At 71.9% G+C, this 13,851-nt stretch carries 11 protein-coding genes and 1 pseudogene; 5 read left to right on the top strand and 7 right to left on the bottom strand.

Annotation, left to right across the window (positions count from 1 at the left end):
• Nucleotides 1-6 precede the first annotated feature (6 nt).
• The 5 genes from ACZ4VI_RS03230 to ACZ4VI_RS03210 form a co-directional block, all read right to left on the bottom strand.
• Nucleotides 7-1,209: a glycoside hydrolase family 1 protein gene (locus ACZ4VI_RS03230; protein ID WP_467996103.1), complete on the bottom strand. Its 1,203-nt coding sequence runs from the start codon at nt 1,207-1,209 to the stop codon at nt 7-9.
• A 34-nt stretch (nt 1,210-1,243) separates the two neighbouring features.
• Nucleotides 1,244-2,512 carry an MFS transporter gene (locus ACZ4VI_RS03225; RefSeq protein WP_467996101.1) on the bottom strand — a complete coding sequence of 423 codons (1,269 nt, stop codon included), beginning with the start codon at nt 2,510-2,512 and terminating at the stop codon, nt 1,244-1,246.
• A 150-nt stretch (nt 2,513-2,662) separates the two neighbouring features.
• Nucleotides 2,663-4,360: an alpha/beta hydrolase gene (locus ACZ4VI_RS03220; RefSeq protein WP_467996099.1), complete on the bottom strand. Its 1,698-nt coding sequence runs from the start codon at nt 4,358-4,360 to the stop codon at nt 2,663-2,665.
• A gap of 102 nt (nt 4,361-4,462) precedes the next feature.
• The gene (locus ACZ4VI_RS03215) at nt 4,463-5,797 is read right to left on the bottom strand and encodes a sensor histidine kinase (protein WP_467996097.1); all 1,335 of its coding nucleotides are present in this window, start codon (nt 5,795-5,797) and stop codon (nt 4,463-4,465) included.
• Nucleotides 5,794-6,459, bottom strand: coding sequence for a response regulator transcription factor (locus ACZ4VI_RS03210; RefSeq protein WP_467996281.1), 666 nt, complete (start codon nt 6,457-6,459; stop codon nt 5,794-5,796). Before ACZ4VI_RS03210 ends, ACZ4VI_RS03215 begins: the two co-directional genes overlap by 4 nt.
• A 242-nt stretch (nt 6,460-6,701) precedes the next feature.
• Here ACZ4VI_RS03210 and ACZ4VI_RS03205 point away from each other — a divergent pair, with 242 nt between their 5' ends.
• The 5 genes and pseudogenes from ACZ4VI_RS03205 to ACZ4VI_RS03185 all read left to right on the top strand — a co-directional run bounded on the left by ACZ4VI_RS03205 (nt 6,702) and on the right by ACZ4VI_RS03185 (nt 12,132).
• Nucleotides 6,702-8,114, top strand: a complete 1,413-nt coding sequence (locus ACZ4VI_RS03205; RefSeq protein WP_467996095.1) for a family 2B encapsulin nanocompartment shell protein — start codon at nt 6,702-6,704, stop codon at nt 8,112-8,114.
• Nucleotides 8,115-8,205: 91 nt separating this feature from the next.
• A pseudogene (locus ACZ4VI_RS03200) lies at nt 8,206-9,315 on the top strand (family 2 encapsulin nanocompartment cargo protein terpene cyclase); the annotation flags it as partial.
• A 14-nt stretch (nt 9,316-9,329) separates the two neighbouring features.
• On the top strand, nt 9,330-10,214 hold the full coding sequence (locus ACZ4VI_RS03195) for a geranyl diphosphate 2-C-methyltransferase (RefSeq protein WP_467996093.1): 885 nt from the start codon (nt 9,330-9,332) through the stop codon (nt 10,212-10,214).
• Nucleotides 10,215-10,342: 128 nt separating this feature from the next.
• The gene (locus ACZ4VI_RS03190; protein ID WP_467996091.1) at nt 10,343-11,629 is read left to right on the top strand and encodes a cytochrome P450; all 1,287 of its coding nucleotides are present in this window, start codon (nt 10,343-10,345) and stop codon (nt 11,627-11,629) included.
• Nucleotides 11,630-11,739: 110 nt separating this feature from the next.
• Entirely contained in the window at nt 11,740-12,132 is a 393-nt protein-coding gene (locus ACZ4VI_RS03185) for a nuclear transport factor 2 family protein (RefSeq protein WP_467996089.1), read from the top strand.
• 7 nt (nt 12,133-12,139) lie between these two features.
• On the opposite strand, the gene ACZ4VI_RS03180 is transcribed toward ACZ4VI_RS03185, so the two are convergent.
• Nucleotides 12,140-13,096 carry a LysR family transcriptional regulator gene (locus ACZ4VI_RS03180; protein WP_467996087.1) on the bottom strand — a complete coding sequence of 319 codons (957 nt, stop codon included), beginning with the start codon at nt 13,094-13,096 and terminating at the stop codon, nt 12,140-12,142.
• Nucleotides 13,097-13,134: 38 nt separating this feature from the next.
• Nucleotides 13,135-13,830: a type 1 glutamine amidotransferase domain-containing protein gene (locus ACZ4VI_RS03175; protein WP_467996085.1), complete on the bottom strand. Its 696-nt coding sequence runs from the start codon at nt 13,828-13,830 to the stop codon at nt 13,135-13,137.
• Nucleotides 13,831-13,851 lie beyond the last annotated feature (21 nt).

Below are 13,851 nucleotides of genomic sequence, written 5' to 3'. Positions count from 1 at the left end.
GGGCCGTCAGGTGGCGGCGGGGAGGCGGCGGGAGCGGGCGATGCCGCCGAGCCAGGCGGCGGACGGCTTGGGCGTACGGGCGAAGGTGCGCGGGGCGACGGCGATCAGGCCGAACGTCGGTCCGTACGAGCCCCATTCATAGTTGTCCAGGGCGCTCCAGTGCAGGTAGCCACGGACGTCGAGTCCGTCGGCCAGCACCTCCGCCAGGCAGCCGAGGGCCTCCGTGGTGTAGGCGATGCGCCGGTCGTCGTCGGCGGTGGCGATCCCGTTCTCGGTGACGATCAGCGGAACGCCGCCGGACACCTCGGCGGTGTGCCGCAGGGCATGTCCGAGGGCCGCGGGGTAGAACTCCCAGCCGGTGAGGGTAAGTTCGGCGTCTTCCGGCACCGGCAGCGGACCGTCGGGGCCGACCAGAGTGCGCGTGTACGCCTGGACGCCGATCCAGTCGTCGTCGCGCGCCGCCTCGATGAAGACGTCCTCGCGGGGACGCCGGTGGGCGGCCGCCGCCTCCTCGGCGCCGGGGAGCGCCTGGAAGACCTGGTTGGCGATGGACCAGCCGGTCCGGATGTCCGGCGAGATCGCCTTCACGGCGGCGACGGCCCGATGATGGGCGTCGATGAGCGCGGCCGTCACCTCCGCGGCGGGCAGCGGCATGCCGGGCTCCGCCGGTCCGTCCTCCTCACCCCGCCGGATCATCGCGTCCATCGCGGCGACCACGTTGGGCTCGTTGATGGTGCAGACGTGGCGTACGCCGGTCCCGATGACGGGCGCAGTCGCCGCCACGTACCGGGCGAACAGCTCCGCAGCGCCGGGCGTCCGCCAGCCGCCGCGCTCCGCGAACCAGCGCGGCGCGGTGAAGTGATGGAGAGTCACCATGGGACGCAGGCCCCGTGCGATGGCCCCTTCCACCATGCGCCGGTAGTGGGCGAGGGCCGCGTGGGAGAAGTGGCCGGGCTCGGGTTCGATCCGGGCCCATTCGATGCTGAAGCGGTAGTCGGTGAACCCGAGGCCGGCCAGCAGGTCCATGTCCTCGCCCCAGCGGTGGTAGCTGTCGGCGGCGTCCCCGCTCGGCTCCTTCAGCGGGCCGCCGGAGTGCTCAAGACGCCACCAGTCGCTGTTGGTGTTGCCCCCCTCGGTCTGGTGCGCCGAGGTGGAGGCGCCGAAGAGGAAGTCGTCGGGGAGAAGCAGTCCGTCGGCAGCGTGCCGCATCACAAGGTCCTTTCGAGGGAGGGGAAGTAGGGCGTCAGCGGACGCGGCGGATGGGCGCCACGCACAGCGCGCCTGCCACGGCGCATGCGGTCGCGAGCAGGAACAGCCCTCGGAAACCGAGCGCAGGCACGACGGCCACGGCGATGAGGGGCGCCACGATCTGGGGCGCGGTGTTGGCGATGTTGAGGATGCCCATGTCCTTGGCGGCGTGGTCGCGGCTGGGCAGCACCTCGGTGATGAGGGCCTGGTCCACGGCGAGGTACGCGCCGAAGCCGAAGCCGCCCACCGCGAGGAAGGCGTAGAACGCCCACAGCGAGGGGACCAGCGCCAGCGGCAGCGCCGCGAGGCCCATCAGCAGGGAGGCCGCGGCCACGAACGCCTTGCGCCGGCCGAGCCGGTCCGAGAGCGGGCCGGCGAGCGCGATCGCCGTGCCGGAGGCGACGGCCATCACGATGCCGCCGGTGGCGATGGCCCTCGCCGTGGCGTCGGGGCCGAGCCGGACATGGTCGGTGAGCGTGTAGAGCTGGTACATCAGGACGAGGAACAGGCCGAGCATGCCCAGGAAGCGGCTCACCAGTGCCCACGCGAAGTCCGCGTCCCGCGGCGGCAGGAGGCTCCTGAGCAGCGCGCCCGGGGCGAACGGCGCCCGTGGCTCGTCCCGGTTGGAGCGGTCCGGGGCGGCGACGAACACCAGCACCGCGCCCGCCGCAAGCAGCCACGGCACCCAGCGCAGCCCCTCGGCCGGAACGGCCAGGAAGTAACCGGCGACGACCCCGGCGAGGCTCTGCGCGAGCAGCTGACCGGCGCCGACGTACGAGGACGCCTTTCCCAGGTGCGCGGGGCTCACCCGGTCGGGCAGGAGCGCGATGAGCGGACCGAGGAAGGCGTTCAGTGCGATCTGGAACACCATCCACAGCAGCACCAGCGCGGTGAAGTCGCGCACCAGGGACATCGCGCCGAGGGAGACCGCAGCGACGAGGCCGCCGCCGAGGATCCACGGATTGCGGCGGCCGAAACGGGAGCGGGTCCGGTCCGACAGCACACCGAACACGACGTTCGCGGCCGTGGCGGCGACCGCGCCGACGGTGCTCAGTGTGGCGTACAGGGCGAGCTTGGCCTCCGTGTCCACCTGCGCGAGGAGTGCCTGGATGAGCGTCGCGCTCGCGGCGGCGGGCAGCAGCCAGCCGAAGTGCGCGAGGAACATCACCGGCCCCAGCCGGCCGAGGCGCGAGGTGGCGCTCGGGCCGCCCTGACGTGGTGCTTCTGCGGGCGACGCCGAGGTCGAGAGGTACGTGTCGGGCATGGCCGGCTCCTTAACGCTGTGCTGCCGACGACTTACGGAACAGGCCGCTGGGAGGCGGCCTGGTTCTCACCGTACGGGCGAAAACTTAGTACGTCTAGGTTTTGCAGCACGGAGAAGGCGGCGGCGACCGGAGCCCAGGCGGCGGTCTCCTCAGCAGGCGGTTCCGGCGGTGACTGCCTTGCGCTCGATGAGGTAGTCGTCGACGTGCTTCGTGACGCAGGAGTTGCTGCGGCCGTACGCGGTGTGGCCCAGGCCCTCGTACGTGAGGAGCATGCCGCCGGGGAACTGGGAGGCCAGACTCCGCGCCTCTTCGTAGGGCGTGGCCGCATCGCCGGTCGTGCCGACCACGAGCACCGGGGCGACGCCCTCGGCGTTCACCCGGTGTGGCTTCTGGGTGGTCGTGGGCCAGTCCTTGCAGCTGAGCGCCGTGGTGATGCCGGAGGTGCCGTAGCGCCCCGCGGCCTTCTCGGCGGGGGCGAGGGCCTTCCAGTACGCCTCCGCGTCGCGCGGGTGGGGGACGTCGAAGCAGTTGACGGCCTGGAGCACGGCGGACTCGTTGTCGGAGGGCGCCTGCGCACCGGAGGATCCGGAGTCCGACGGCTCCTCCGAAGGTTCCTCCGACGGGTCCTCAGACGGCTCCTCGGACGGGTCCGGTGACGGGGTGTCCTCCTGGGACTCCGTCAGCTTGGACAGCTTCGTGCCGTCGCCACGGCCCGCGTCCGCAAGGGCCTCCGAGAGGTCCTTCCACTGCGCCTCCGGCGTGTACATCGCCATGACGATCGCTTCGAGCAGCCCGTTCGCGTCCAGGCCGTCCTCCGCGCCGTCGATCGGCAGCGGCTCGCGCGCGGTCTTCTCGAAGAGCCCCTCGATCAGCGTGCGTATCTCCTCGGGGCTGCCCCCGGGGCAGCTGTCCCCGGCGACGTCGGCGCAGTACGTGGCGTAGTCCGCGACGGCCCGCTGGAAGCCGGCGCCCTGGCTCATCGCCCGCTTCGACCAGTCCAGGGACGGGTCCACGGCGCCATCGAGGACCATCGCGCGGACCCGCCGGGGGAACTGCTCGGCGTACGACGTGCCCAGGCTCGTCCCGTACGACCAGCCGAGATAGGTGACCTGGGACTCCCCGAGGGCGGCCCGCAGCACGTCCATGTCCCGGGCCACGTCGGCCGTGCCCACGTGCCGCAGGATCCCGGCGCTGTGCTTCGCACACGCGGCAGCGTCCTCCTCGGCGGCAGCGAGGACCTCGGACCGTTCCGCCTCGGTCTTCGGGAAGAACGGGTCCGCCATCGGGGCTGCCTCGCCGGCCGCGTCCCCGGGGGCCTCCGTGGGCGCCTCCGTGGACCCCTCCGTCCCCTCCGTCGGCTTCGCGTCGGCCCCGCAGGTCAGCGCGGGCGAGCTGCCCCCGACACCACGCGGGTCGAAGGAGACGACGTCGAAGCGGGCGCGCGCCTTGGCGGTGAACGACTCGGCCATGCCCTCCTCCAGGAGGGACGTCACCCCGGAAGCCCCCGGGCCGCCGGGGTTCGCGATGACCGAGCCGATCCGGTCGGCGGGCTTCGCCGTGACGGCCCGGGCCACCGGAAGGACGAAGGTCTTCCCGTTCGCCGGGTGCGCGTAGTCCATGGGGACGGTGAGCTTGGCGCACTCGTACGCACCGCAGGCGCTCCACTTCAGCTTCTGCTGGTAGAAGGACCTCAGGTCGGACCGGGTGGCGGGGTCGGTGTACGTGCCCGTCGCCTCGGCCGGAGCCGAACCGGACCCCGGAGCCGAGGTGCAGGCGGCGAGGGTGGTGGTGGCGACGGCGGCGGCCAGGGCGACGGCCAGGGCAGGGCGGCGGACAGCGCGGTTCAACGTCGTACTCCCAGGGGTTCGGATTCACCGAGGAGCATGCCGGGCCGAAGCTGAGGATTTGATGAGGACGCCGGGGGCCCGAGCCCTCCGAGGACCCGCCGGTCAGCCGGCCGTCGGAAGACGCAGCACGAAGCGGGCGCCCCCGAGCTCCCCCCGGTCGGCGGTGAGGGAGCCGCCGTGCGCGTGAGCCACCCACGAGGCGATGGAGAGCCCCAGGCCGGTGGACCCCGACCCGCTGCGGAACCGCTCGAACAGCGCGCCCGCCACCTGCGGCGGCAGCCCCGGCCCCGCGTCGTCGACCGTCACCGTCCCGTCCCGCGTGACCCGGATCCGGACGTCCGCGGGTACCCCGGGGAGGTGCCCGTGGGCGAGGGCGTTGCCCAGCAGATTGGCCACGGCCCGCCGCACCAGATCGGGATCCGCGTTCACGACGCAGTCCTCGGTCCGGACCGTCACCCTGTCTCCCCCGACCGGGGCGTCCGCGACGACCGCCTCCACCAGCTGGTCGAGACGCAGCGGCTCCCGCGCCAGGGCCGCCGTGCCGGACATGAGCCTGGCCCGGGTGAGCAGCCCGTCGACCAGGCCACCCATCCCCTCCGCCAGCCTGAGCGTGCGCCGCAGCACGTCGGTGGTGTCCGTCTCGCCCCGTAGCGCGGTCTCGGCGAGCGTACGCAGGGACGCGGCCGGTGTCCGGAGGTCGTGCGCCGCGTCGGCCAGGAACGCCTCCTGCTGACCGAGTACGGACAGGGCCGGACGGACGGCCCGCCCGGACAGCACATGTCCGACGGCCGCCGAGACGGTCACGAGCCCCAGACAGCCGGCCGTCACCACCCAGACCAGCCGACGGTGGTCGGCCAGCTGGTCGGAGGTCTCCGTCATGGTCACGATGGCACCCTGCGGGAGATCACCCTCGACCGCGTCCGGACCGTAGAAGGGCACCGCGAACACGCGGACCGGATCCCCGTCCGTCGTCGTGCGGTCGGAGGCCACGAGCTCGTCGTCGGACACGGCCGTGGCCGCCGCGGCCCGTACGTCGGCGGCGGGGACCGTCAGACACGGCCGACGCGGTGCGTGCTCGACGACCAGATCCGAGGCCTTCTCCTTGCCCGGTGGCAGAGCGACCACGGTCAGGGGCGGGCAGCCCGTCCCCATGGTCTCCTCCAGGATGCCGGTGTTCAGCCGGCCGTCCTCCCCGGTCTCCAGGAGCCCGATCGCCCAGCTCGTGTCGGCGTTCATCGACTGGTCCAGCTGCTCACGCCACCGCTCGTCGTCGCTGCGCACCGCGAGGACGGCCATGATGCCAAGACCCACCGCACTGGTCAGCGCGAAGAGCGCGGTGATACGCCACCGCAGCCGGCGCACCCGTGTGGTCGGGGTCGGCTGTCGTGCGCCACGGAGCCGGTCGCGCCACCGGCTCATGGCGCGCCGGCGGCTCATCGGGAGCCGTCCGCCGCCAGCCGGTAGCCGACGCCCCGCACGGTGTGGATGAGCGACGGCTCGCCCAGCTTGCGGCGGAGCTGGGAGACGAGGACGTCCAGGACGTTGGACTGCGGCTCGGCCATCTCATCCCAGCAGCTCTCCAGCAGCTCCGCCCGGGACACCGCCTGGTCGGCACGCGTGGCCAGCACCTCCAGGACCGCGAACTCCCGGCTCGTCAGCGTCAGCAGCACGCCGGCGCGGTGGACGCGCCGCCGGGCGGTGTCGACCTCCAGGTCGCCGACCTGGTGGACGGGCGGGCGGACGATCTCGGATCGCCGGCAGAGACTGCGTACGCGGGCGACCAGTTCCGGGACGGCGAACGGCTTGATCAGGTAGTCGTCACCGCCGCTCGCGAAGCCCTCGACACGGTCGGCGACCGAGTCGCGGGCGGTCAGGAAGAGCACCGGCACCGCCCGCCCGCCACGGCGCATCTCCTCCACGTACGCGGCGGCGTCCCCGGACGGAAGCATCCGGTCGAAGACGGCGCAGTCGTACGAGGTGACGAACAGCGCCTCGTCGGCCTGCGGCAGGTCGGCGGCCTCGTCGACGGCGAGTCCCGCGGCACGCAGCGCGGCCGCCACGCCGAACCGCAGATTGTCGTCGTCCTCGACCAGCAGCACTCGCACGCCGCTCACCCTAGCTCTCGCGCGAGCGGGGCCGGCTCGCGGCCCGACGCGGGAGCCCGCTGAGGGGCGGCTATCGGTCAGGTGGCTGGAATGTCGCCTTTCGCCGGTATAAACCCCATGCGGACCAAGGTCACTTCATCGAGGTAATACCCACAGGATCAGGGGTGACCAGGGCATTTCCGGCGCTACCGTGCGCGTACGCCGATCACAAGACCTGCGTGAGGAGATCTCGTCCGATGACCGTTGAGACAGGCCCGGAAGTGGAGGCGGCGCCGCCCCCGCAGTCCAGCCTGAGTACCGCCGCCGCCCGCAAACTCGCCACCACGACCAAGTCCGTTCCGCAGATGCAGGAGATCAGCGATCGCTGGCTGCTGCGGATGCTCCCCTGGGTGGAGACCAAGGGCGGTACCTATCGGGTGAACCGGCGGCTCAGCTACACCGTCGGCGACGGCCGCATCGAGTTCGTCCAGGACGGCGCGGACGTACGGGTGATCCCCCAGGAGCTCGGCGAGCTGGCCCTGCTGCGCGGATTCGAGGACATGGAGGTGCTGACCGCGATCGCCGACCGGTGCGTCCAGCGCGACTTCCGTGCCGGCGAGGTGCTGGTCGAGCGCGGTACACCCGCCGAGCAGATCCACCTGATCGCCCGCGGCCGGATCAACCAGACCTCGGTCGGCAAGTACGGCGACGAGGTCGGCGTCGCCGTCCTCGCCGACGGCGACCGGTTCGGCGAGCACGCCCTCCTGGACGGCGAGGGCAGGTGGGACTACACCGCCACCGCCGAGACCGCGGGCACCCTGCTCACCCTGTCCCGCGCCGACTTCGCCGCCGTGCTCTCCGCGGCGCCGCATCTCCAGGACCACGTCCGGCGGTTCAGCTCGCTGCCGCGCCAGCGGCAGAACCGCCACGGCGAGGCCGAGATCGCGATGTCCGCCGGCCACACCGGCGAAGTCGCGCTGCCCGGGGCGTTCGTCGACTACGAGCTCAAGCCGCGAGAGTACGAGCTCTCCGTCGCGCAGACCGTGCTGAAGGTCCACACCAGGGTCGCCGACCTCTTCAACGGGCCGATGAACCAGACCGAGGAGCAGCTCAGGCTCACCATCGAGGCGCTGCGCGAGCGCCAGGAACACGAGCTGATCAACAACCGCGAGTTCGGTCTGCTCCACAACGCCGACTACAAGCAGCGGATCCAGCCCCACTCCGGCCCGCCCACCCCGGACGACCTCGACGAGCTGCTCTGCCGCCGCCGCAGTACCAAGCTCTTCCTCGCCCACCCCCGGACGATCGCAGCGATCGGACGCGAGTGGAACGCCTGCGGGATCTACCCGGAGACCGTCGACCTCGACGGGCGCCGGGTCCAGGCCTGGCGCGGGGTCCCGATCCTGCCCTGCGACAAGATCCCCATCAGCAAGGAGAACACCAGCTCGATCCTGGCCATGCGCATCGGCGAGCACAACCAGGGCGTCATCGGGCTGCACCAGACGGGCCTGCCGGAGGAGTACGAGCCGGGTCTGTCGGTGCGCTTCATGGGCATCAGCGAGCAGGCGATCATGTCGTACCTCGTCACGACCTACTACTCCGCCGCCATCCTCGTGCCCAACGCGCTCGGCGTGCTGGAGAACGTGCAGATCGCCCGTAGGCACGACTAGACGGTCCGTCCGGCGGCCGGACACCACAGCCCCCCACCCCACCAAGGAGTTACGGATGCCCGATCCCGGGCTCTCCCCAGCCCTGTCTTCCCTGGAACAAGTCCTGCGCGGCCCCACCGGTCTCGGCACGTCGGGTCTGTACCCGAGCCGGCGCGAGGAACCCGCCGAACCGGCCGAACGGGCGGAACCCGCGGAACCGGCCGAACCGGCCGAACCCGCGGAAGGAAAACCGATCCCCGGCCTCTACCACCACCCGGTCGCGGAGCCCGACCAGGCGCGCGTGGAGGAGGTCAGCCGCAGGATCAAGGACTGGGCGGTGGAGGAGGTCGAGCTGTTCCCCGATGAGTGGGAGGGCGAGTTCGACGGCTTCTCCGTCGGGCGCTACATGGTCGCCTGTCATCCGGACGCGCCGACCGTCGACCACCTGATGATCGCCACGCGGCTGATGGTCGCCGAGAACGCGGTCGACGACTGCTACTGCGAGGACCACGGAGGTTCGCCCATCGGCCTCGGCGGCCGCCTCCTCCTGGCGCACACCGCCCTCGACCCCCTGTACACGACGGCGGACTACCAGCCGCAGTGGGCGGAGTCGCTCCACGCGGACGCCCCGCGACGCGCCTACCGCTCCGCGATGGAGTACTTCGTCCAGCTGTCCACCCCCTCCCAGGCCGACCGGTTCCGGCACGACATGGCGCGGCTGCATATGGGGTACCTCGCCGAGGCCGCCTGGTCCGAGACGGACCACGTCCCGGAGGTGTGGGAGTACCTGGCGATGCGGCAGTTCAACAACTTCCGCCCCTGCCCCACCATCACCGACGCCGTCGGCGGCTACGAGCTGCCGGCCGACCTGCACGCGCAGCCCGCGATGCAACGGGTCATCGCGTTGGCCGGCAACGCGACCACGATCGTCAACGACCTGTACTCCTACACCAAGGAGCTCAACAGCCCCGGCCGGCACCTGAATCTGCCCGTGGTGATCGCCGAGCGCGAGGAGTGCTCCGAGCGCGACGCCTACCTGAAGGCGGTCGAGGTCCACAACGACCTCATGCACGCCTTCGAGGACGCGGCCGCCGAGCTGGCCGTCGCCTTCCCCGTCCCGAACGTCGCGCGCTTCCTGCGCGGCGTGGCCGCGTGGGTCGACGGCAACCACTACTGGCACCGGACCAACACCTACCGCTACAGCCTGCCCGATTTCTGGTAAGAACGGATTGATCTGTGACCCACACCGAGCTCCCCACCGTCAACGGCACCTCCGCGTTCGTTCCCACCCCGGCGACGCCGTACCAGGGAGACATCGCCCGTTACTGGAACAACGAGGCCAGGCCCGTCAACCTGCGTCTCGGTGACGTCGACGGGCTCTACCACCACCACTACGGCATCGGTGACGTCGACCACGACGCGCTCGGGGACGCCGAGGACAGCACGTACGAGAAGAAGCTGATCGCCGAACTCCACCGCCTCGAGTCGGCGCAGGCCGAGGTCCTCCTGGACCACCTCGGCTCCATCGGGCGCGACGACACCCTCATGGACGCCGGCTGCGGCAGGGGCGGTTCGATGGTCATGGCCCACCAGCGCTTCGGCTGCAAGGTCGAGGGCGTCACCCTCTCGGCCAAGCAGGCCGAATTCGCGAACCAGCGCGCCCGTGAACTCGGCATCGAGGACCACGTCCACGCCCGCGTGTGCAACATGCTCGACACGCCCTTCGAGACAGGGCAGGCGGCGGCCTCGTGGAACAACGAGTCGAGCATGTACGTCGACCTGCACGACCTCTTCGCCGAGCACTCCCGCGTCCTGGAGGTCGGCGGCCGCTACGTGACCATCACCGGCTGCTGGAACCCGCGCTACGGACAGCCCTCGAAGTGGGTCTCCCAGATCAACGCGCACTTCGAGTGCAACATTCACTCCCGTCGGGAGTACCTGCGCGCCATGGCCGACAACCGTCTCGTACCGCAGGCCGTCGTCGACCTGACGGCCGCGACCCTGCCCTACTGGGAGCTGCGGGCCACGTCGTCCCTGGTCACCGGCATCGAAGAGGCGTTCATCAACTCGTACAAGGACGGCTCGTTCCAGTACGTCCTGATCGCGGCCGACCGCGTCTGAGCGTGTCTCACCGTGTCTGACCGCGTCCGAACTGTCTGACGGAGGGCGGGCGAGGTGGTCTGTCGCCCACCGCGCCCGCCCTCCTACAGTGCGTGACGACATGTCAGCCGCCCGAAGAGGAGCAGACCGTGGCCACCACAGCCCGCCCAGGCTCCGTCCCCGAACTGGAACCCGCCCTCGTCGGGCAGTGGCAGGCCGGCGGAGGGGAACTCGTCGACCTGTTCGCCCAGGCGCGCGAACGGCTCGGCGGCGTCGCCGCGTTCCGGCTCGGCCCGCACCCGACCGTCCTGCTCACCGACCCGCAGGCCGTGCAGCACGTGCTCGCGCTCCACCCCGGCCGGTACGTGAAGCGCTCGCACCGCGCCCGGCTGCTGATCGGCGACGGCGTCCTGGCCGCGACGGGCGAGGCCTGGCAGCGGCAACGGAAGCTGCTGCAGTCCCAGTTCACCGGCCGGGGCATGCGCCGCTACGAGCAGCGGATCAGCGAGGCCGCCCGGACCAGCGCGGCGCGCTGGGCCGCGTACGCCCGCACGGGCGAGGTCCTCGACGTCGGCGACGAGATGCGCCGATTCGCCCTGGACACCATCTGGCGGTCCTTGACCGGCCATCCCCTCGACCCCGGCACGGAGCGTGAACTGGCCGCCGTGCCCGCCGTGGTGGCCGCGCTGCCCAGCCTGCCCGCCGACGGCGCCGCCGCCCACGGGGCCGTCGCCGCCGACCTGGCCAGAATCGACGCCGTGGCGAGCCGCGCCATCGCCGCCGCCCACGACGGCGAGGCCGGGCCCGACGGCCCGGGCCTGCTGCACGTCCTGACCGAGGCGGCCGGAACGCGTCCCGAGTACACCGACCGGCTGATCCGGGACGAGCTGGTCACCCTCCTCGTCGCCGGCCACGAGACCACCGCCACTACCCTGACCTGGCTCTACCTCCTCCTGGACCGACACCCTCAGGCGCGGGAGCGGGCCCTCGCCGCAGGCGCCGAGGGCTCTCCCGAACGGCGGCAGGCCGTCCAGGCTCTCGTCCACGAGACGCTGCGGCTCTACCCGTCGGCCTGGATCCTGCCGCGCTGCGCGGCGGAGGACGACATCCTGGCCGGTTACGAGATCGAGGCCGGAACCGACGTCCTGGTCTGCCCCTACCTCACGCACCGGGACCCGGGACTCTGGGAGGAGCCGGAGCGGTTCGACCCGGGGCGCTTCACGACTCCGGGACGACGCCCCACCCACCCCGGGAGCTACCTCCCGTTCGGTATCGGGCCCCGGGCCTGCCTCGGTCTGCAGTTCGCCCTCCGGGAGTCGACCGTCCTCCTGGAACACCTCCTGCCCGCCCACGTACCGCACTTCCGCTCCACGCCGGCCAAGGCCGCGTACAGCATCACCGTCCGCCCCGACGGCCCCACCCCCGCGACGCTCTAGGGACAGTCCGGAGGGACAGTGCTGGACGGAGGGACCGTGCTGGACAAGGAGTCGGGCGCGCCCGTAGCCTCCTCTCACCTATTCAATTAGTTGAGTATTTGCGAGGGCTCATGCACCCGTTCCGCAAGGCCGTCGAGAACCGTGACGCGGATGCCATCGCGGCGCTGCTCGCCGACGACGTCGTCTTCACCAGTCCGGTGGCCTTCAAGCCGTACGCCGGGAAGGCGATCACCGCGGCGATCCTGCGCGGAGTGATGCGCGTCTTCGAGGACTTCGCGTACGTCCGCGAGATCGCCAACCCCGACGGCCGCGATCACGCCCTGGTCTTCACCGCCACCGTGAACGGCCGCCGGATCCAGGGCTGCGACTTCCTCCACTTCGACGAGGACGGGCGGATCGACGACTTCACCGTCATGGTCCGTCCGCTGTCGGCCGCCCACGCGCTCGCCGAGGCGATGGGTGCGCAGTTCGACCGCATCGCGCAGGAGGCGGCCGGGGCGTGAAGGGCCCCTACCAGGTCGGCCCGAGGGCCAGGAGGTGGTCCCGGACCAGCGTGACGTGCGGGTTGGCGGGGGTGCCCGGGCGCTGGACCAGGTAGCCGGTGTTGATCGGCGGGTCGTAGGTCTCGTGGAGGGGGACGAGCGCCCCGGAGGCGAGTTCGTCCTCGCAGAGGTAGCGGGGGAGGACCGTGAAGCCGGCCCCCGCGACGGCCGCCGCCAGGACGCCGCGCAGGTCAGGCACGGTGACGGCGGCGCGGCGGTTCAGGCGCTGCTCGAAGGCGTGGCGCCAGTAGCGGCGGACGATGGGGAGGTCCTCGGCGTACGTGATGAGCGGGACGGTGTGCAGACACCCGGGCCCCTCCGCGGTGACCCGTCCGCCGAGGCGCTCGGCCCAGAGCGGGGCGGCGACCAGGACGAACTCCTCGTCGAGCAGCGGCGCGGCGGCCAGGGTCCGGCCGCGCGGGCGCGCGGTGGCGATGACCAGGTCGTGACGACCGGCCCTCAGCTCGTCGAGCAGAGGGTCCGTCAGACCGGTCGCGACACGGAGCTGTACGCCGTCCCCGACGAGCGGCGCGAGCGCCGGCAGGACGCGCAGACAGAGGAGCTCGGCAGGACCGGCCAGGTGGACGGGCGCGGTCGGCGCCTCCGCCGCCGGGTCGTGCCCGGTCGCCGCGAGCAGGGCGTCGAGGGGGCCCGCGATTCTCGCCGCCAGATCCTGGGCGTACGGCGTGGGGGCGACGCCGCGGGGCAGCCGGGTGAACAGCTCCCGGCCCGCCTGCCGCTCCAGCGCCTTCACCTGGGTGGTCACCGTGGGCTGCGAGATGCCGAGCAGGTGGGCGGCGGAGGTGAAGGAGCCGGAGCGGTACACGGCGAGGAACGTCCGTACGAGGTTCAGATCGAGCCCGGCGGCCGCCTGCGGTTCGTGGACCGGCGGCACGTCCCGGGCATGGGAATCCTTATGCCTCATGGGCGTAAGGATAGCTTCCCCTATGGTTCGCCGGCGCGTCAGGCCAGCTTCTTCAGCAGCTCGGCGGCGAGCGGGGCGGAGGAGGCCGGGTTCTGGCCGGTGACGAGGTTGCGGTCGACCACCACGTGCGGCGCCCACGGCGCACCGACCTGGACGTCGACGCCCGCATCGACCAGACGGGTCTCCAGGAGCCACTTGGCCCGGTCGGCGAGGCCGCCCTGGGTCTCCTCGGCATTGGTGAACGCGGCGATCTCGTACCCCGCGAAGGCGTTCGTGCCGTCCTCCTTCGTGGCGGCCAGCATCGCGGCCGGGCCGTGGCACACGACGGCGAGCGGCTTGCCCGAGTCGAGGGCGTCGACGAGGATCCGGCCGGAGGTCCGGTCGACGGCGAGGTCCTCCATCGGGCCGTGGCCACCCGGGTAGAAGACGGCCGCGTACTCGTCGAGGTTCACGTCCTCCAGGGCGATCGGGTGCTGGAGCTCGGTGATCGAGGCCAGCCCGGCGGCGATCCGCCGTGCGCCCTCCTCGTCGCCGTTGGCCTCGGGCGCAAGGCTGCCCCGGTCGACGGTCGGGACGACACCGCCGGGGGTGGCGACGACGATCTCGTGGCCGGCGGCCGTGAACGCCTCGTACGGAGCGACGGCCTCCTCGGCCCAGAAGCCGCTGGGGTGCTTGGTGCCGTCGGCGAGCGTCCAGTGGTCGACGCCGGTCATCACGAAAAGGATCTTGGCCATGGTGGGTCTCACTCCGAGGGT

This window comes from Streptomyces sp. NPDC029169 (assembly GCF_055563935.1).
This window is presented reverse-complemented; position numbering and strand designations above follow the sequence as displayed.

What these genes read in the sequence shown, in the direction of transcription:
- ACZ4VI_RS03205 (WP_467996095.1), top strand. Translation starts at nt 6,702, where the DNA reads ATGACCGTTGAGACAGGCCCGGAAGTGGAGGCGGCGCCGCCCCCGCAG.
- ACZ4VI_RS03175 (WP_467996085.1), bottom strand. Translation starts at nt 13,830, where the DNA reads ATGGCCAAGATCCTTTTCGTGATGACCGGCGTCGACCACTGGACGCTC.
- ACZ4VI_RS03185 (WP_467996089.1), top strand. Translation starts at nt 11,740, where the DNA reads ATGCACCCGTTCCGCAAGGCCGTCGAGAACCGTGACGCGGATGCCATC.
- ACZ4VI_RS03230 (WP_467996103.1), bottom strand. Translation starts at nt 1,209, where the DNA reads ATGCGGCACGCTGCCGACGGACTGCTTCTCCCCGACGACTTCCTCTTC.
- ACZ4VI_RS03225 (WP_467996101.1), bottom strand. Translation starts at nt 2,512, where the DNA reads ATGCCCGACACGTACCTCTCGACCTCGGCGTCGCCCGCAGAAGCACCA.
- ACZ4VI_RS03215 (WP_467996097.1), bottom strand. Translation starts at nt 5,797, where the DNA reads ATGAGCCGCCGGCGCGCCATGAGCCGGTGGCGCGACCGGCTCCGTGGC.
- ACZ4VI_RS03180 (WP_467996087.1), bottom strand. Translation starts at nt 13,096, where the DNA reads ATGAGGCATAAGGATTCCCATGCCCGGGACGTGCCGCCGGTCCACGAA.